The sequence below is a fragment of the Flavobacterium sp. genome, from assembly GCF_028712645.1.
GTDB lineage: Bacteria > Bacteroidota > Bacteroidia > Flavobacteriales > Flavobacteriaceae > Flavobacterium.
In genome coordinates this window covers 1-19,016 of record NZ_JAQTPQ010000037.1, presented here as the reverse complement: position 1 = coordinate 19,016, position 19,016 = coordinate 1, and the positions used below count along the sequence as shown (strand labels likewise).

The window sequence follows — 19,016 nt, the reverse complement described above, 5'->3', positions numbered from 1 at the left end:
TTAAAAAAGGAAACAAAAAAGAATACGCTTGGACAGAAGATCAACGCGATCAAGCTAATGCAAGATTGGGTGGAAGCGCAGCGATTCAACGTTATAAAGGTCTTGGAGAGATGAATGCGGAACAGTTATGGGAAACCACAATGGATCCAAATTTTAGAACTTTACGACAAGTAAATATTGATAGTCTGGTTGAGGCGGATAGAGTTTTCTCGATGTTAATGGGAGATGATGTGCCACCTCGAAGAGATTTTATTGAGAAAAATGCGGTGTATGCCAATATTGATGCGTAAACAACAAACAACGAACAAAAAAAATATAAAATGAAAGTTACAATTGTAGGAGCAGGAAATGTGGGAGCATCTTGCGCAGATTCAATTTCTTATAGAGGAATTGCTAGTGAAGTAGTATTATTAGACATTAGAGAAGGTTTTGCCGAAGGTAAAGCAATGGATATTTCTCAATGTGCAACTAATACAGGTTTTAATACTAAAGTTTCAGGTGTTACTAATGATTATTCAAAAACAGCGGGTAGCGATGTAGTGGTAATTACATCTGGAATTCCAAGAAAACCAGGGATGACTCGTGAAGAATTAATAGGTATCAATGCAGGAATTGTAAAAACAGTTGCTGATAATGTTTTAACTCATTCTCCAAATGCAATTATTGTGGTAGTTTCAAACCCAATGGATACAATGACTTATTTAACATTGAAAGCTACAGGTTTACCAAAAAACAGAATTATAGGAATGGGAGGAGCACTTGATAGTTCTCGTTTTAGATATTATTTGTCAAAAGCACTAGATAAATCACCAAACGATGTTTCGGCAATGGTTATTGGTGGTCACGGTGACACTACTATGATTCCGTTGACAAGATTAGCTTCTTATAATGGTATTCCAGTTTCAGAATTTCTTTCGGAAGAAGAATTAGCAAAAGTTGCTGCTGATACAATGGTTGGTGGAGCTACGTTAACTGGACTTTTAGGAACATCAGCTTGGTATGCACCAGGAGCTTCTGTGGCTTATTTAGTTGATAGTATTTTGAATGATCAAAAGAAAATGATTGCTTGTTCTGTAATGCTAGAAGGTGAATACGGTCAAAGCGATATTTGCATTGGCGTTCCTTGTATTATAGGTAAAAATGGAATCGAACAAATTCTTGACATCAAATTAAGCGATGCTGAAAAAACAGCTTTCGCCAAAAGTGCCGAGGCAGTTCGTAATATGAATGCCGACCTGAAATCAGTTTTAGCATAATAATTTAGGTATAAAATAGAGAAGACTGCACAATTGCAGTCTTTTTTTTGACATTAATCAATAAATAAATTGGTTAATCTTTACGTTAATTATATATTTGCTCGTTTTAAAAAATAGGATGAAATTCGTAACTGTTTATTTTTTAGTTAAAATAGGTGTTATGTCTTATTCTATAAGGGTTGAAACAAAAATAAATACAATAAATAATTAATTTTTAGTAATAATGCAGAATAAAGGACTTATTAAATTTTTCGCAATTCTATTTGCATTGGTGAGCATTTACCAACTTTCGTTCACTTTCGTTTCAAGTAAAATAAAAAGTGATGCAAAAACTTTTGCTGGTGGAAATCCTGAAAAAGAAGTAAAATATTTAGATTCAATTGGTAAAGAAAAAGTGTTTAGTCTTGGCTTTACTGATTTTACTTTCAACGAAGTTAAGGACAAACAAATCAATAAAGGTCTTGACTTAGAAGGTGGTATTAACGTAATATTGCAAATTTCAGTAAAAGATGTTTTGAAAGGATTATCTAATAATTCTAAAAATCCAGTTTTTAATAAATCGTTGGCGGATGCAACTGCAAACCAAAAAGGGAATCAAACCTATTTAAATGCGTTTTTTGAAGCTTTCGAAGCTAATTCAAAAGGAACTGTAAAACTGGCATCTCCTGATATTTTTGCCAATAGAACTTTGCAAGGCGATGGAGGAATTGATTTTCAAATGACTGATGCACAAGCACAAAAAGTAATCAAAAGAAAAGTTGATGAATCTGTAGAAAGTGCTTTTGGAGTATTGAGAAAACGTATCGATAAATTTGGTGTAACACAACCTAATATTCAAAAAATAGGGGAAACTGGAAGAATTCTTGTGGAACTTCCTGGAGCTAAAGATGTAGATAGAATTAAAAAATTATTGCAAAGTACAGCTCAATTAGAGTTCTGGGAAACGTATAAAGTAGATGAAATTGGTAGTTTTATAATGGCTGCAAATGAGGCATTGAAAAAAACTGAAATCAAAGCTCCAGAAGTTAAAACTGTTGCAAAAGATACTTTAAGTGCCTTATTAACAGATAAAAAAGATTCTGTAGATACCAAAAAAGGAAACAATCCTATACTTGATAAAATAATTCAACAAGGTGGTGGACCAGTTTTGGGTTTATTCTCTCCAAAAGATACAGCCGTTATTGGAGGTTATTTGAGAAGAGCTGATATTAGAGTTTTATTGTCACCAGAACAACATTATGCAAAATTTGTTTGGGGAAAACCAACAAATATTGACAATGGTAAAGGAAAAGTAATTGATGCAGTTGAATTATATGCTTTAAAAGGGAATAGAGATAATGTTGCTGCAATGGGTGGCGGTGTGGTTACCGATGCGAAAGATTCATTCGATCAATCTGGAAAACCAGCTGTTACAATGCAAATGAATGGTCAAGGAGCTAAAGCTTGGGAAGCATTAACAGGAAGAGCTTACACACAAAAAAGCAACATTGCTATTGTACTTGATAATATCGTTTATTCAGCACCTGGTGTTTCTAGCGGTCCAATTTCGGGTGGTAGATCAGAAATTTCGGGAACTTTTGACATTTCAGAAACAAAAGATTTAGCTAACGTTCTTAGAGCTGGTAAACTTCCTGCAGCAGCAGAAATAATTCAATCAGAAGTTGTAGGACCATCCTTGGGTCAGGAAGCAATTGACAATGGAACTAATTCAGCTCTAATTGGATTGCTTTTAGTGTCTCTTTGGATGATGATTTATTACGGAAAATCAGGTTGGTATGCTAACATTGCTTTAGCAGTCAATTTATTATTCTTATTCGGAATTTTGGCGAGTTTAGGTGCAGTACTTACTTTGCCTGGAATTGCAGGTATTGTTTTGACAATGGGAACTGCAGTTGATGCGAATATCATTATATATGAAAGAGCAAAAGAAGAATTACGTGCGGGCAAATCACTTGAAGAAGCAGTTGTAACATCCTACAGTTGGAAAGGTGCAATGCGATCTATTGTTGATGCCAATGTAACGCATATTTTAACAGGTGGTGTGCTATTCATTTTTGGTTCAGGACCAATAAAAGGTTTTGCAACTACATTGTTAATAGGTATTATAACCTCTTTATTTACATCCATATTTATTGCAAGAATATTTATAGATTGGAGTATAAGTAAAAATAATAAATTATCATTTGTAACAGGATTCTCAAAGAATTTCTTTACAAATTTCCATTTTGATTTCTTGAGCATCAAAAAATGGACTTATGCTTTTTCACTAATTGTAACTGTTGTGAGTTTATATTCAATTTTCACTAATGGATTTGATCAAGGGGTGGATTTTGTTGGAGGAAGAACTTTTCAAGTGCGTTTTGAAAAACCAGTTGAACCCGAAATGGTAAAAGCTGAATTAACAAAAGTTTTTGGAAGTGCCGAAGCAAAAATTTTCGGTAAAGATAACCAATTGAAAATCACCACTAAATATAAGGTGCAAGAAACGGGAAGTCAAGCAGACGAAGAAGTGAATAAAATGTTGTATGAAAATTTGAAACAACATTTTTCTACCGAAATAACCTATGATAAATTCGTGAATGCTTACGATGGTAAGAAATACGGTATTGTTCTAGCTTCAAAAGTTGGTCCAACGATAGCTGAGGATATCAAAACCAATGCCTATTGGGCAGTTCTTGGAGCGATGCTTATTGTAGGACTATATTTAGTGATCAGTTTTAGAAAATGGCAATATAGTTTAGGTGCGATTGCTGCGGTTGTTCATGATGTTATTTTTGTATTAGGAATCTACTCATTGTGTTACAAATTTATGCCTTTTGGTATGGAGATTGACCAGCATTTCATTGCTGCAATTCTTACTGTTATTGGTTATTCTATGAATGATACTGTAATTGTATTTGATAGAGTACGTGAATATTTAGGGGGTAAAAAAGCCAAAGGGAATTTCAATAGTATCGTGAATCAGTCCATCAATAGTACAATGTCTAGAACCATTAATACATCTTTGACGATGATTATGGTATTGTTGATTATGTTTATTTTTGGTGGTGAATCTATTCGAGGATTTATCTTTGCAATGCTTATAGGTATTGTAGTAGGAACATACTCTTCATTATTTATTGCAACTCCAGTATTGTGTGATACAATGTCAGAAGCAGAACATAAAAGAATTGAAGAAGCGCACAACGCATAACATTCTTGAATGTTAAATAATTTAAAGACCCGAATTTTGTTCGGGTCTTTTTTTATTATTGTATTTTGTAATTGGATAACTTTTAATGAGTTCTTTGTTAACAAATAATAAAATTTTATAAAAGAATCAAATTTTATATATTTACCCAATATTGCTATAATCCCCCAATAATTTATGCAACCTAAAACTAAATCAATGGAAAAAATATTCAAGTTATTTGTTTTTCTATTTCTGATTACTATTATATCCAATGCACATGTATTCGCTTTTAATAGAAGTAGTAATGAAAGTTTTTTTCTTGCCACAGTGCCTCCAACGGTAGTTTCTCCATTGTATTTGTGTCAAAATAGTGTTGCAGTTCCATTAACAGCATCTCCTTCAGGAGGAGGAACTTTGAATTGGTATCTTACAAATTTACCAACAGAAATTCCATCGGCAATTGCTCCTACTCCAAGTACTACTATAGTTGGTTCAACAACATATTATGTTACTGAAACTATTGGAGGTATAGAAAGTACTCCTAGAACACCAATTGTTGTTAATGTGGTTGCAGATACTGGGGCTATAGCTGATATTTTTAGATGTGATGCTACTCAAGTTACCACTTCAACTTCAGTATTTTTTGATTGGTCACATGTTGTTGGACGCACGGGTAATTCCTACGATTATAGTTATTCAATTCAAGGAGGACCAACAGTTTTTGGAAACACTTTTCTATCTGGCCAAGAAGTATTCGGAGTGCAGCCAGGTCAATCCGTAACTTTTACAATATTAACAGTTATGGGGCTTCCTTGTTATCCAACACAAACGCTGGTATGTAGTCTGCCATGTGTTACAACCACAACTCCAACATTCTCTCCAATAATTGATTCTTATTGTATTAATGATGTGCCATCAATTTTACCAACAACTTCTACAAATGTTACTCCTATCACAGGTACTTGGAATCCATCTATAATTAATACATCTACTGCTGGAACAATAGATTATACTTTTACTCCAGACCCAATGTTATTTCCTTGTGCTTTAACACAAACATTACCAGTAACTGTAACTCCATTAGTTACGCCTACTTTCACAACTATTCCAGCTATTGTTTGTCAAAATGATCCAGCTCCATTATTACCTTTAAATTCATCAAATACAACTCCAATAAATGGAACTTGGAATCCAGCAATAGTCGATACATCCTTATTAGGTCCTGTTACATATACTTTTACTCCTGATTCTGGTCAATGTACTTCGGCTACATTGACAACTGCAATTATAACTATTGATCAAGTATTAACACCAACATTCACAGCTGTTCCTGCTATTTGTTCTGGAGATATATTGACTCCATTGCCGACAACTTCTAATAATGGAATAACTGGCTCTTGGTCGCCTGCTTTGAATAATACTACAACCACAACCTATACTTTTACACCAACGGCTGGACAATGTGCAACAACAACTCCTTTGACGATTACAGTAAACCAAAAAGTTTTACCTACATTTTCACCAGTTTCTGCAATTTGTTCTGGAGCTGGTTTGGCTGCTTTGCCCACTACTTCTATTAATGGTTATACTGGAACTTGGTTACCTGCATTGGACGATACAGTAACTACAACTTATACTTTTACGCCTACTTCTGGACAATGTGCTACTACTGCAACTTTAATAATTACTGTGACTCCAAATGTAATTCCAAATTTTGTTGATATGCCAATTTGTTCAGGAAGTGTTGCCCCAGTTTTATCGTCTACATCTCCAAATGGAATTACTGGAACTTGGGATCCGCCAGCCGTTGATAATATGAATAGTGGAGATTATGTGTTTACTCCAAATGCTCCACAATGTGCTACCACAAAAACGATTAAAGTTACAGTTAATCCCTCTAACACGCTTGTGAGTATTGCTTGGGATGTGACCGATGCATTTAGTAAAAATCAAATTATTACTATTAGTGTAAATGGAACAGGGAGTTATTTATATCAATTAGATTATGGTCCTTTCCAAGTTAGTCCTACTTTTGAAAATGTTGCTTCTGGAATACATTCAATTACTGTCAAAGAAATTAATGGCTGTAGTACTCCAATTACTGAAAATAATGTTTTGGTAATTGGTTATCCTAAATATTTTACACCAAATGGTGATACATATAATGACTATTGGAATATTTATGAATTAAAAGATCAATCAGATGTTCGGATTTATATCTTTGATCGATATGGCAAATTATTGAAAGATATTACTCCATTAGGTTTGGGATGGGATGGAATTTATATTGGTAAGCCAATGCCTGCTGATGATTATTGGTTTACAGTTAAATATGTTGAAAAAGGTAGTGTGAAAGAATTTAAATCCCATTTTACTTTAAAGCGATAAAGCAAAAAAAGCTTCCAAAATTTTGGAAGCTTTTTTGTTGAGTTTTGTTATCAAATAATTATAAGTGAACTGGTTTTTCAGCAGTAAACACAAAATACAAACCTATTAAGATAAAAGGAATACTAAGCCATTGTCCTGTAGAAAACAAACCTAATGCGCTTTCAAAACCTCCTTGACTTTCTTTTACATATTCCACCACAAAGCGAACAGACCATAATAATACTAGAAACAAGCCAAATAAATAACCTGATTTTTCTCTTGCTTCCGTTTTCCAATACAAGAAAAATAATATAGCAAAAACAAAAATATAGCAAAATGCTTCATACAATTGTGCTGGATGTTTGGCAGGAATCTGTTGAAGTAGATTTGCAAACTGGGGATTTGTAGCTATGGCGTGGTAAGCCTCTTTTGGATTTGCTATTTGTGTAGCATTTACTGCATCTCTTGGACTGAACTGATCCCTTATAAATCGAATTCCGAAAGAAGATGTAGTTTCTTTTCCAACAATTTCAGAATTGAAAAAATTTCCCAATCTCACAAAAACTGCTCCACTTGATACAGGGATTACAATTCTATCTAATATCCAGATAAGTGGTTTTTTCAATATTTTTTTGCTGAAATAATACATCGCAATTATTATTGATATGGCAGCTCCATGACTTGCTAGACCTTGGTAGCCAGTAAATTCAAAATTAGGAGAAAATCGAAATGGTAAAAATATTTCTAGCAAATGATTGCGAAAATATTCCCAATCATAAAACAAAACATGACCCAATCTAGCACCAATTAGTGTAGATAAAACAATCCAAATGAATAATGAATCCAATTTTTCTAACGATTCGTTTTCTCTTTCGAAAATGTTTTTCATAATGTACCAACCTAAACCAAAAGCAATTACAAACATTAAGCTGTAAAAACGAATTACAAAAAAGCCTAAATCAATTCCTTCTGATGGGTTCCAAACTATGTTTAAAGCGTGTGTCATTATTTTTTTATTTAGTGTAAAAATACATTTTTTTGTTTAGGGTTTCAATATTTTATCAATGGTTGTGGTTACATTTTTTTGGAGGAACAGGATCGTAACCTGTTTTTCCCCATGGATGGCAACTCAATATTCTTTTTGTTCCCAAAAATCCACCGTAAAATAAGCCGTGTTTTTGCAATGCTTCGATCATATAACTCGAACAAGTTGGCTCAAATCGGCAAGAAGATGGTGTAAAAGGCGAAATCGCATTTTGATAAAAACGAACCAATAATACAAAAGGAAATATTAAGATTCTCGAAAGCATAATTTTTATTTATTACTGAATGCTAAAATTGGTACCGTCTTTTCCATCTTTCAACTGGATTCCTAAAGCAATCAATTGATCCCGAATTTGGTCAGACATTGCAAAGTCTTTATTGGCTCTTGCTTCATTTCGCATACTAATTAACATATGAACAACGCCTTCTAGTTTCTCATTATTGTTTCCAATGTTTTTTTCGTCTTTTAAACCTAAAACATCAAAAGTAAATGAACGCATCAATGTTTCAAATATTTTAAAATCTCCAGCGGTAAGTGTCGCCGAATTGTCTTTCAATAAATTGATAAAACGAACTCCTTCAAATAGTTGAGCAATCAAAATGGGACTATTAAAATCGTCATTCATAGCGTCATAACAACTTTGTTTCCAACTTAAAATATCAAGCGTAGAAGTATCCCCAGGTTTGATTTCATCTAATCTGTCCAAAGCTTCCGTCAATCTGTAAAATCCTTTTTCGGCAGCAAGAATGGCTTCATTTGTAAAGTCGAGATTACTTCTATAATGTGCCTGAAGCATAAAAAATCGGGCAACACTTGGAGAAAAAGCTTTGCTTAAGAATTCACTTTCGCCAGTTATTATTTCTCTTGGCAATATATTATTTCCGGTTGATTTAGACATTTTTTTGCCATTCAAAGTCAGCATATTGGCGTGCATCCAATAATTTACTGGAGTGTGACCTGTGCAAGCTTGGTTCTGCGCAATTTCACATTCGTGATGGGGAAATTTCAAGTCCATTCCGCCACCGTGAATGTCGAAATGATTTCCCAAATATTTGGTACTCATTGCGGTACATTCTAAATGCCATCCTGGAAAACCATCGCTCCAAGGCGAAGGCCAACGCATAATATGTTGTGGTTCGGCTTTTTTCCAAAGCGCAAAATCTTGTGCATTTTTTTTGTCGCCTTGACCATCTAAATCTCTTGTGTTGGACAACATTTCGTCAATATTTCGACCACTTAAAATACCGTAGTTATTAGTTTTGTTGTATTTCACTACATCAAAATAAACAGAGCCATTGACTTCATAAGCCAATCCTTTGTCAATAATTTTCTTGACGATTTCGATTTGTTCAATAATGTGTCCTGTTGCCGTTGGCTCAATACTTGGCGGCAAAAAATTAAATAAATTTAAAATATCGTGAAAATCAACGGTGTATTGTTGAACAACTTCCATTGGCTCAAGCTGTTCTATTCGTGCTTTTTTTGCAATTTTATCTTCACCATCATCCACATCATCTACAATATGACCAACATCAGTAATGTTTCTTACATAACGAGTTTTGTAACCCAAATGCAAAAAATATCGGAAGATTACGTCAAAAGACATAAAAGTTCTCACGTTTCCAAGATGTACATTGCTATAAACCGTTGGTCCACAAACATACATTCCTACATTTCCCTCGTGAATTGGGGTGAAGATTTCTTTTTCTCCCGAAAGAGAATTGTATATTTTTATGGTTTGGGTTTTATATAAAAGCATTATGGTTTATTGTATAATCGGTTAATTGATTAATCGTTTAAAGTGTTATTTCGGTTATTGTATAATGTTTAACTGGTTAAACAAATAACCAGTTAACCAAAATTAGAATTTTGTTTCCAATTTAATATAGTCTAAAAGTTCCCTTCTAGTTTGTTCGTTTTTGAATTTCCCACCAAATTCTGATGTTACGGTGCTGCTTTCTATATCGTTTATTCCTCTAGAGTTGACACAAAGATGTTTCGCATCGATGATGCAAGCCACATCGTCAGTTCCAAGTGCAATTTGAAGTTCTTGTACAATTTGCATCGTTAGACGTTCTTGAACTTGAGGTCTTTTGGAGTAATATTCGACAATTCTATTTATTTTTGACAAACCAATTACCCTTCCTTTTGAGATATAAGCAACATGAGCTCTGCCAATTATGGGAAGCAAATGATGTTCGCAGGTGGAATATAGAGTGATATTTTTTTCGACTAACATTTCACCATATTTGTAGCCATTTTCAAAGGTGGAAGCATTTGGTTTTCTGGCAGGATTAAGACCTCCAAAAATTTCTTTCACAAACATTTTTGCTACTCGATTGGGAGTTCCTTTTAAGCTGTCATCAGTTAAATCCATTCCAAGAGTAAGCAGAATGTTTTCGACATCTTTTTTTATTTTTTCAATTTTTTCATCGTCAGAAATATCAAAAGCATCATCTCTCACTGGGTTTGTAGCAGATAAACTAATATGATTGTTTCCTATTTCGTCGTGAAATTCTTCGTTATTTATCATTAAAAATTACTGTTATAGTGGGTGTATCAATTTAAGGGGTAAAGATAATTAATAAATGCCAAAGAAATTCAATGGCATCTAACAATTAATTGATTTGTGATTATATGGTCTGAACTCCTTGTAATACGTTTTTTTATTTAGAGTTATAAGTTATAATTGCTGATTTTAGTATTTGTACTGCACTAATTAAATCCTCTTTTTTTAACACATAAGCGATACGCACTTGGTTTAAACCAACATTTGGGGTCGAATAAAATCCACCAGCAGGAGCTACCATCACGGTTTCCCCATTCAAGTCATAGCTTTCCAAAAGCCATTGTGCAAAATCATCGGTATTGTCAACTGGTAATTGGGCGATGCAATAAAAAGCAGCTTTTGGAGTGGTTACAACGACACCTTCAATTTTATTTAATTCGGTAATTAAGGTGTCTCTTCGTTCCTTATATTCTGAAATCACTTCATCAAAATAACTTTGAGGTGTGTCTATCGCAGCTTCGCAAGCGATTTGTTCAATAGTTGGTGGACATAAACGAGCTTGTGCAAATTTCATTGCAGCGGCGATAACCTCTTTGTTTTTAGTTACCATACAGCCAATACGTGCGCCACACATACTATATCTTTTAGAAACCGAATCAATCATAATGACATTTTGTTCGATTCCTTTCAGGTTCATTACTGAATAATGTTTGTCTCTTTCATCATAGATAAATTCACGATACACTTCGTCTGCAATCAAAAATAAATCGTGTTTTTTTACTAATTCGCCTAATTGATTAATTTCAGATTCCGAATACAAATAACCTGTTGGGTTATTCGGATTACAGATTAAAATAGCTTTAGTTTTTGGCGTAATAGCTTTTTCAAATTCTTCAATTGTTGGTAGAGTAAATCCACTTTCAATATTTGAAATCACTGGAACTACTGTCGCACTTGATTCTGCTGAAAAAGCACTATAATTGGCATAAAAAGGTTCTGGAATAATTACTTCATCTTGTGGATCCATAATGCTGCCAAGGGCAAATAGTAGTGCCTCAGAACCACCTGTGGTTATCATTATATCTTCAAAACCTACTCTTACATCTTGTTTAGTATAAAACTGAGCAAGTTTTCTTCTGTAATTTTCATAACCAGCCGATGGACCATACTCAATAATGTCTAAATTAATTTTTTTTATTGCTTCAATAGCAATTTTAGGACTTTTTATATCGGGTTGTCCTATATTTAAATGATACACTTTATGACCTTTTAATTTTGCCATATCGGCAAAAGGAGCTAATTTTCGAATTGGTGACTCGGGCATTTTTCGACCTCTAATTGAAATACTGGGCATAATTTTTGAAATTTGGTGCAAATTTGCAATTTTTATTTCGAAAAAAATTGCTTCAATTGTCTTAATTTGTTAATATTAATGTGATGTTATTTAATATTTTCAGTAACTTTATAAAAACCTTTTCCGATGAAAAAAATAATTCTTTTATTTTTCATTTTCATTTCGACCTTTCCTGTTTTGGGACAAGAAGGGTTTTTACTTGAAAAAGGGGTTGATAAAGTTGTGATTCCTTTTAAGTTTATCAATAATCTATTATTTATTCCTATAAAAGTTAATGGAATAGAATTAAATTTCTTGCTAGATTCTGGTGTCGAAGGAACAATTCTTTTTAGTTTAGAAGATAAAAAAGAAGTTAGTTTTTTTAATGTCGAAAAAGTCACTTTGAGAGGTTTAGGCGAAGAAGAATCTGTAGAAGGATTGAAGTCAACTAATAACATTTTGGAAATTAAAGGTGGAAAGTCAATAAATCACTTATTATATGTTGTTTTAGACCAAAGGTTTAATTTATCATCACATATTGGGATTCCTGTAAACGGTATCATTGGATACAATTTTTTAAAAAATAATCTAATCGAAATCAATTACGAAAAGAAAAGGATTATTGTTTATAGGGATAATAAAAATAACAGGAATAGAATTGAAAAAAAATTTGAAAAAATTGATATTTCTATTGAAAAATCAAAACCATACATAGTAAGTAGTGTCGTGATGAACTCTAACGAGATTCCAGTAAAACTATTGATTGATATTGGAAATAGTGACGCTATTTGGCTCTTTGAAAATGCTTCAAAATTAATAAAAGTGCCCAACAAAAATTTTGAAGATTATCTAGGGAAAGGTTTTAGCGGCGATATTGAAGGTAAAAGAGCGCAAATTTCTGCATTTAAGCTATCTAAATTTGAATTTCATAAACTTATTATTGCCTTTCCTGATTCAACTTCGATAAAAAATGTAAAAATGGTTCAGGGGCGTTCGGGCTCAGTGGGAGCTGAAATTTTGAAAAGGTTTATAGTAGTTTTTGATTATTCGAATGAAAAACTGTTTTTGAGGAAAAATGGCAATTTCTATTCGCCATTTAGCTATAATAAAAGTGGTGTCGAAATTCAGCACAATGGTTTGCAATGGGTTCAGGAAACAGTTCATCTCGAAACAGTTCCAATAGTAATTGGAGATGCAGTTGATACTAGAGGAAATAACGCAGCTAATAATTTTAAATATAAATTTGCATTAAAACCAATTTACATAATATCAAATGTTCGAAAAAATTCTCCAGCAGCAATAAGCGGACTACAAAAAGGAGATGTCATTGTTACTATTAATAATGTACCTGCTTATAAATTTTCTTTGGATAAAATCAATGCAATGTTAAAATCAGAAGAAGAAAAATGGATAACTTTTGAGGTAGAAAGAGAAAGCCAACTTCTAAAATTTAAATTTCAATTGCTGAATGTGTTATAAAAAAACGCTTCTCGAGATAATTCAAGAAGCGTTTGTAGTAAAAAGTTTTTTTATTAATCAGGAATTACCTCGCCTTTTATTTTTAAAGCAACTCTTCCATCTTCATAGTTCACTGCATTAGATTCAACAGTAATTGTTTTTCTGATAGGGCCTGGAATCATACTGTATTTAATATCAATTTTCCCTTTTTTTCCGGGCATTATTGGCTCGGTTGGTTTAGTAGGAACAGTACATCCGCAAGTTGAAAGTACATTTGAAATAATCAAAGGTGCGTCACCAGTATTTGTAAATTCAAATGAGCGAACTCCATTATCACTTTTTTTGGAAATTGTTCCATAATCTACCGTATTATTATTTGCCTTGAATTCTATCTTTGCACCAGATTGAGCAAAGCCCATACTTGAAATTAAAATTATTGCTATAAGTGTGGCTATATTTTTCATCTTCCTATTTTTTAACTTGTTTATAAGTAAATATAGTTTTTTTAATTAACTGGACAATTTTTTATTTCTCTTTTTATACTGTACTTAATTATTTACTTTTGTCCTCAATTTGAATTACAAAAACCAGACCAAAGCTAAATTTTGGTTCTAACAGTTGCTTTTTATGACAATTCCTGCACAATTCGACGCCAAAACCATTGAAAATAAGTGGTATGATTACTGGATGAAAAATAATTATTTTCATTCAGAACCAGACCAAAGAACTCCTTATACCATCGTAATTCCTCCGCCAAATGTTACTGGAGTTTTGCACATGGGACATATGTTGAACAATACCATTCAGGATGTTTTGATTCGTCGTGCACGTTTGAAAGGCTTCAACGCTTGTTGGGTTCCGGGAACAGATCACGCATCAATTGCAACTGAAGCCAAAGTGGTGGCCAAATTAAAATCCGAAGGAATTAATAAATCCGATTTGAGTCGTGAAGAGTTTTTGAAACACGCTTACGATTGGACGGACAAATACGGTGGAACCATCTTAGAACAATTGAAACAATTGGGTTGTTCATGCGATTGGGACAGAACTAAATTCACTATGGATCCGGATATGTCAGCTTCGGTAATCAAATCTTTCGTGGATTTATACAACAAAGGAATGATTTATCGTGGCTACCGAATGGTAAACTGGGATCCAGAAGCGAAAACTACTTTGTCTGACGAAGAAGTTATTTACGAAGAACAACAAGGGAAATTGTATTTTATAGAATATGAAATCCTCTCCCCAGCCCTCTCCGAAGGAGAGGGAGCTAGCAACAGTCCTGAAAAAGATGAATTTTTAACAGTGGCTACAACACGTCCGGAAACTATTTTTGGAGACACTGCTATTTGTATCAACCCAAATGATGAGCGTTTTTCTCATTTGAAAGGTAAGAAAGCCATTGTGCCAATTTGTGGAAGAATTATTCCAATTATCGAAGATGAATATGTTGATATCGAATTTGGAACAGGGTGTTTGAAAGTAACTCCTGCGCACGATACAAATGATAAAACTTTGGGAGAAAAGCACAATCTAGAAATTATTGATATTTTCAATGAAGATGCTACTTTGAATAGTTTTGGTTTGCATTACCAAGGAAAAGACCGTTTTGTGGTTCGTGATGAAATTGCCAAAGAATTAGAAGAAAATGGTTCTTTGTCCAAAACCGAAATTCACTTAAATAAAGTAGGAACTTCGGAAAGAACTAAAGCTGTAATCGAACCTCGTTTATCAGACCAATGGTTTTTGAAAATGGAAGATTTGGTAAAACCAGCGATTAAATCTGTTTTGGTTGATGGTGATGTAAAATTGCATCCAGCTCGTTTTAATAATACGTATGCGCATTGGTTGAACAATATTCGCGATTGGAATATTTCTCGTCAATTGTGGTGGGGACAACAAATTCCAGCCTATTTCTACGGCGACGGAAAAGAGGATTTTGTCGTAGCTGAAAATATTGAAGAGGCTTTAAAATTAGCACAACAAACAACAAACAATAAACAATTAACCATAAACGACTTAAAACAAGATGCCGATGCACTAGATACTTGGTTTTCTTCTTGGCTGTGGCCAATGTCCGTTTTTGGAGGAATTATAGATCCTGAAAATAAAGATTTTAAATACTATTATCCAACCAATGATTTAGTAACAGGTCCAGATATTTTGTTTTTCTGGGTGGCGCGAATGATTATTGCGGGTTATGAATATACAGGTAAAAAACCATTTTCGAATGTGTATTTGACTGGTTTGGTTCGCGATAAACAAAGACGTAAAATGTCAAAATCCTTAGGGAATTCTCCAGAACCATTAGAATTAATTGAGAAATTTGGTGCTGATGGAGTTCGTGTAGGATTACTTTTGAGCGCTTCTGCTGGAAACGATATTATGTTCGACGAAGAGTTGTGCAATCAAGGAAAAGGCTTTACTAACAAAATTTGGAATGCCTTCAAATTGATAAAAGGATGGGAAGTTTCGGATTCTATTCCACAACCTGAATCTTCAAAAGTGGCGATTGAATGGTATGAAGCCAAATTGCAACAAACGCTTTTGGAAATCGAAGACAATTTCGAAAAATACAGGATTTCCGATGCGTTGATGGGAATTTACAAATTGGTTTGGGATGATTTCTGTTCTTGGTTCTTGGAAATGATAAAACCAGCGTACCAACAACCTATTGACAGCGTGACTTTGGCGAAAGCCATAGAAATGCTCGAAAACAATATGAAATTGTTGCATCCGTTTATGCCATTCTTGACCGAGGAAATTTGGCAATTATTGGCAGAAAGAACTCCAGAAGAAGCTTTAATTGTTTCGTCTTGGCCAGAAATAATGCCGTTCAACACGCAATTAATTACCGATTTCGAAAACACGATTGAAGTGATTTCTGGAATTAGAACCATTCGTAAAGACAAGAATATTCCTTTCAAAGATGCTATAGAATTGAAAGCGATTAATAACGATAATGCTTCGACTTATTTTGATTCGGTTGTTACCAAATTAGGAAACATCACTTCCTTAGAGTATGTTTTGGATAAAGTGGATGGCGCTTTGTCTTTCCGTGTGAAATCGAATGAATATTTTATCCCAATTACAGGAAATATTGATGTTGAAGCTGAAATTGAAAAACTAACTACAGAGTTGATTTACACCCAAGGTTTCTTGAAATCAGTGCAAAACAAATTATCTAACGAGAAATTTGTAAACGGTGCGCCAGAAAAAGTTTTGGCAAACGAAAGACAAAAAGAAGCTGATGCTTTGGCAAAAATTGCTACTATCGAGCAGAGTTTGGCGGGGTTGCGATAGTCTAAATTAGGATATGGCAACTTTCAAAAAATTGTTAAATTTTACTATGCAATTATTACAAAGAATACGTATTTTTTCGTATTTATACGCATCACAAATTAAAGTACATTTGAAATTAATTTAAACCGATTTGAGATGATACATAAAAAATCAATCTTGTTTTTGATAGTTTTACTATCCAATATTGTTTTTGCTCAGCAGCAGCTAACCGATTCTGAAAGAGAAATCTACAATAATTCATTAAAGAAAGTGCAGGTAAAAGATGAGGATCAAACTCAATATCCTATATTCAAAAAGAAAATCAAAGCAATTTATAGAGCAATAGATAAAAATGACATTGCAGAAATAAATCAAATATTAGATGAAAAAATTGACATAAAAGGTGCTAATTGTAATCTTAATACTTGGTATATTGTTGATAACACTGATATTTTTATGAAAGCTATTAATCATAATAATCCCGAAATTGTAAAGTTAATTGCAGCTAGATTTATGAATCATTACGATTATAATGCTTATTTGAATATAATAAGATATGGAAATCACAAAGAAACAGCTGATTATATGGGACTTACTTCAAATACGGGACTTGTTATTGGAGCTATAAAAGATTTAGACACTAATAGAGCCACGCAATTAATTAGAGATATAAATCAATCAGATATAGAGAATAAAACAAATGGCAAAACAATGCTTGAAGAAGCAATACAAATGAACAATTTAGAAGTAGTTAAATTATTAGTTTCAAGAGGAGCGAACACAGATAATGCATTGATGCTGGCAATCAATGAGTATAAATATGACATTCTAGACTATCTTATGGACAATGTAGTAGAAGTGAGTAAAGAGAACAAAAAAATATTATTGCACAATTCGATAAATGGAAAATGGCCTTCTCAAAGTATGGTTAGGATACTTGCGGCTCACGGTGTTGATGTTAATGCCAAAGATGAAAACGGAAAAACTCCTTTGCACGAGGCATATAATTCAATGTACGAAAATAATGAGTATTACGGATGGAGATTAAGAGAATATCATAAAGATTCAGAGGAAATTATAGCAATTCTAATAAGTTATGGAGCTTTGAGAGTTAAAGATAATAATGGGTTTTACCCAGGAGATGAAATAGCCGCAATTAGCAGCCAAGACGCAGCGGCATACAGACAATCTATGGATGAAATAAATAAAAGAGCTGCCGAAAGAGCCACTATAGAACAAGAGAACGCCCAAGCCCAAGCCCAAGCAATTGCTGCCGCAAGAAGTGCAGAGGAAGCACGTGCCAATAGACCCGAAACTTTGGCTGAACGTAACGCAAGACAACTGAAAGAAATGAGTGCGGCACACGATGCCTCGATGAATAGGGATTACCAATACCAGCGTCAAGAACAACAAAGAGAGGAATTTAAAAAATGGAATTCTCTTTAAAAAGACATCTCTTTTTAATGCACAATTTTGCTTAAAGAATTATCTAACACCAAACCGAAATCATCGAAAACGAACGCAAAAAAGAAGCCGATGCTCTAGCAAAAATTACAACATTAGAACAAAGTTTGGCTGGATTGAAATAATTGTTTTATAAATCAAAAATGGCTGTCAAAAATAAGATTATGACAGCCATTTTTTATTGCTTATTTCTTTGGTGCATTCACAATATACTGATAAATCAATTGTTTTTCTTCATCAGTAATTTTCGCTCTGTCCTGCATTTCGTTCAGATTTGAACTCCACACTTTTTCATTATATTGGCTGGGTAAATGCAATTGGTGACAGCTGGAACATTTTTTTACGTAGATATCTCTTCCTGTTTTCAAGTCTTCAAGCGAAACGGTTGAAGTTGATTCAATGGGAATATACAATTGTGAGGAGCAGGAAATCAACAATAAAATGGAGGCCAGAAGGATTATTTTTTTCATTTTATAAAGGATTAAAAGGAATAAGAAAATAGAAGACGCACATCCATTTTTGTGAATTCATCAACATTTAAACCAGACATTTCATCAGTATTATTTAGCCCGGCTATTTGTGGTGAAAGAGACAAATTTAACCAAAATTTCTCTGTGTTGAAAGCAACGGTTGGTCCTGCAAATAAAGCTGAATGCGTGAAATTATCGTCTTTTATATATACATTTCTGTTGATGATTTCTGCTCCTAAATTCCAGTTCTTGCTAATTTCATAAGCAAAACCATAATTAATATCATATTTCAACTCGGTTGCAGTGGTTACTTTTCCGTCAGTGGTGGTGGTTTCCCATTCCGGCTCGAAAGTCAAGTTCAAAGCGTGTGTTGTTTTTCCGATTTTCTTGTCTAAAATAGCTTTTAATTCTATTTCTAATTCGTCTGTTGCAACTGTAAATTCAGCATAACCGGCAAATCCAATTCTGTCTGCAACGGGATCAGAAAACTTGTATTTCCATTCATTCGAAAAGGATATTTCGGTGGCGTCCATAACAATTTCACCTGTAATAGCATCGAATCCTGCTTTTTGTTTTGAGTTGATATAAAAGGAAGTTTGCAGGTTTGAACCCAAACCAATTTCGTATTCCACTCGGTTTTGTATTTCTCGATAATAATCG

The 19,016-nt window shown here is 33.6% G+C and carries 14 protein-coding genes and 1 pseudogene; 7 read left to right on the top strand and 8 right to left on the bottom strand.

The genetic code is table 11. The annotated features are described in order from the left end of the window. The 4 genes and pseudogenes from PHC28_RS04595 to PHC28_RS04580 all read left to right on the top strand — a co-directional run. Positions 1-290, top strand: a pseudogene (locus PHC28_RS04595) (DNA topoisomerase IV subunit B); the annotation flags it as partial. 30 nt (positions 291-320) lie between these two features. Continuing rightward, on the top strand, positions 321-1,256 hold the full coding sequence (locus PHC28_RS04590) for a malate dehydrogenase (RefSeq protein ID WP_300096808.1): 936 nt from the start codon (positions 321-323) through the stop codon (positions 1,254-1,256). A 223-nt stretch (positions 1,257-1,479) separates the two neighbouring features. Then, the gene (gene secDF, locus PHC28_RS04585) at positions 1,480-4,449 is read left to right on the top strand and encodes a protein translocase subunit SecDF (protein WP_300096807.1); all 2,970 of its coding nucleotides are present in this window, start codon (positions 1,480-1,482) and stop codon (positions 4,447-4,449) included. 195 nt (positions 4,450-4,644) lie between these two features. Further along, positions 4,645-6,816 carry a T9SS type B sorting domain-containing protein gene (locus PHC28_RS04580; protein WP_300096806.1) on the top strand — a complete coding sequence of 724 codons (2,172 nt, stop codon included), beginning with the start codon at positions 4,645-4,647 and terminating at the stop codon, positions 6,814-6,816. Between the two features lie 58 nt (positions 6,817-6,874). On the opposite strand, the gene lgt is transcribed toward PHC28_RS04580, so the two are convergent. The 5 genes from lgt to PHC28_RS04555 form a co-directional block, all read right to left on the bottom strand. Next, positions 6,875-7,801, bottom strand: coding sequence for a prolipoprotein diacylglyceryl transferase (gene lgt, locus PHC28_RS04575; RefSeq protein WP_300096805.1), 927 nt, complete (start codon positions 7,799-7,801; stop codon positions 6,875-6,877). Between the two features lie 55 nt (positions 7,802-7,856). Next, positions 7,857-8,105: a membrane protein insertion efficiency factor YidD gene (gene yidD, locus PHC28_RS04570; RefSeq protein ID WP_300096804.1), complete on the bottom strand. Its 249-nt coding sequence runs from the start codon at positions 8,103-8,105 to the stop codon at positions 7,857-7,859. Between the two features lie 12 nt (positions 8,106-8,117). Then, complete coding sequence (gene cysS, locus PHC28_RS04565; RefSeq protein WP_300096803.1) at positions 8,118-9,599, bottom strand: cysteine--tRNA ligase; 1,482 nt, start codon at positions 9,597-9,599, stop codon at positions 8,118-8,120. A gap of 102 nt (positions 9,600-9,701) precedes the next feature. Beyond that, entirely contained in the window at positions 9,702-10,373 is a 672-nt protein-coding gene (gene folE, locus PHC28_RS04560; RefSeq protein ID WP_300096802.1) for a GTP cyclohydrolase I FolE, read from the bottom strand. 133 nt (positions 10,374-10,506) lie between these two features. After that, positions 10,507-11,703, bottom strand: coding sequence for a pyridoxal phosphate-dependent aminotransferase (locus PHC28_RS04555; RefSeq protein WP_300096801.1), 1,197 nt, complete (start codon positions 11,701-11,703; stop codon positions 10,507-10,509). Between the two features lie 126 nt (positions 11,704-11,829). On the opposite strand from PHC28_RS04555, the gene PHC28_RS04550 reads away from it, so the two are divergent. Continuing rightward, the gene (locus PHC28_RS04550) at positions 11,830-13,161 is read left to right on the top strand and encodes a PDZ domain-containing protein (RefSeq protein WP_300096800.1); all 1,332 of its coding nucleotides are present in this window, start codon (positions 11,830-11,832) and stop codon (positions 13,159-13,161) included. Between the two features lie 53 nt (positions 13,162-13,214). Here the strand turns inward: PHC28_RS04550 and PHC28_RS04545 are convergent, their stop codons facing one another. Continuing rightward, positions 13,215-13,604 (bottom strand): DUF1573 domain-containing protein, encoded by a 390-nt coding sequence (locus PHC28_RS04545; RefSeq protein WP_300096799.1) that lies wholly within the window; start codon positions 13,602-13,604, stop codon positions 13,215-13,217. Between the two features lie 163 nt (positions 13,605-13,767). Between PHC28_RS04545 and PHC28_RS04540 the strand changes: the two genes are divergently transcribed. Both PHC28_RS04540 and PHC28_RS04535 read left to right on the top strand, forming a co-directional pair. After that, positions 13,768-16,443, top strand: a complete 2,676-nt coding sequence (locus tag PHC28_RS04540; protein ID WP_300096798.1) for a valine--tRNA ligase — start codon at positions 13,768-13,770, stop codon at positions 16,441-16,443. Between the two features lie 135 nt (positions 16,444-16,578). Next, positions 16,579-17,868, top strand: a complete 1,290-nt coding sequence (locus PHC28_RS04535; protein ID WP_300096797.1) for an ankyrin repeat domain-containing protein — start codon at positions 16,579-16,581, stop codon at positions 17,866-17,868. A gap of 203 nt (positions 17,869-18,071) precedes the next feature. On the opposite strand, the gene PHC28_RS04530 is transcribed toward PHC28_RS04535, so the two are convergent. Both PHC28_RS04530 and PHC28_RS04525 read right to left on the bottom strand, forming a co-directional pair. Further along, positions 18,072-18,356 (bottom strand): hypothetical protein, encoded by a 285-nt coding sequence (locus tag PHC28_RS04530; protein WP_300096796.1) that lies wholly within the window; start codon positions 18,354-18,356, stop codon positions 18,072-18,074. Positions 18,357-18,367: 11 nt separating this feature from the next. Next, positions 18,368-19,016, bottom strand: a 649-nt coding sequence (locus tag PHC28_RS04525; RefSeq protein WP_300096795.1) for a DUF6662 family protein, incomplete at its 5' end; no start/stop codon positions are given.

Bases quoted from the DNA above. Each gene is read 5' to 3' on its own strand.
- cysS (WP_300096803.1), bottom strand. From the start codon at position 9,599: ATGCTTTTATATAAAACCCAAACCATAAAAATATACAATTCTCTTTCG.
- yidD (WP_300096804.1), bottom strand. From the start codon at position 8,105: ATGCTTTCGAGAATCTTAATATTTCCTTTTGTATTATTGGTTCGTTTT.
- secDF (WP_300096807.1), top strand. From the start codon at position 1,480: ATGCAGAATAAAGGACTTATTAAATTTTTCGCAATTCTATTTGCATTG.
- PHC28_RS04535 (WP_300096797.1), top strand. From the start codon at position 16,579: ATGATACATAAAAAATCAATCTTGTTTTTGATAGTTTTACTATCCAAT.
- PHC28_RS04580 (WP_300096806.1), top strand. From the start codon at position 4,645: ATGGAAAAAATATTCAAGTTATTTGTTTTTCTATTTCTGATTACTATT.
- PHC28_RS04545 (WP_300096799.1), bottom strand. From the start codon at position 13,604: ATGAAAAATATAGCCACACTTATAGCAATAATTTTAATTTCAAGTATG.
- folE (WP_300096802.1), bottom strand. From the start codon at position 10,373: ATGATAAATAACGAAGAATTTCACGACGAAATAGGAAACAATCATATT.
- PHC28_RS04590 (WP_300096808.1), top strand. From the start codon at position 321: ATGAAAGTTACAATTGTAGGAGCAGGAAATGTGGGAGCATCTTGCGCA.
- PHC28_RS04530 (WP_300096796.1), bottom strand. From the start codon at position 18,356: ATGAAAAAAATAATCCTTCTGGCCTCCATTTTATTGTTGATTTCCTGC.
- PHC28_RS04555 (WP_300096801.1), bottom strand. From the start codon at position 11,703: ATGCCCAGTATTTCAATTAGAGGTCGAAAAATGCCCGAGTCACCAATT.
- PHC28_RS04550 (WP_300096800.1), top strand. From the start codon at position 11,830: ATGAAAAAAATAATTCTTTTATTTTTCATTTTCATTTCGACCTTTCCT.
- lgt (WP_300096805.1), bottom strand. From the start codon at position 7,801: ATGACACACGCTTTAAACATAGTTTGGAACCCATCAGAAGGAATTGAT.
- PHC28_RS04540 (WP_300096798.1), top strand. From the start codon at position 13,768: ATGACAATTCCTGCACAATTCGACGCCAAAACCATTGAAAATAAGTGG.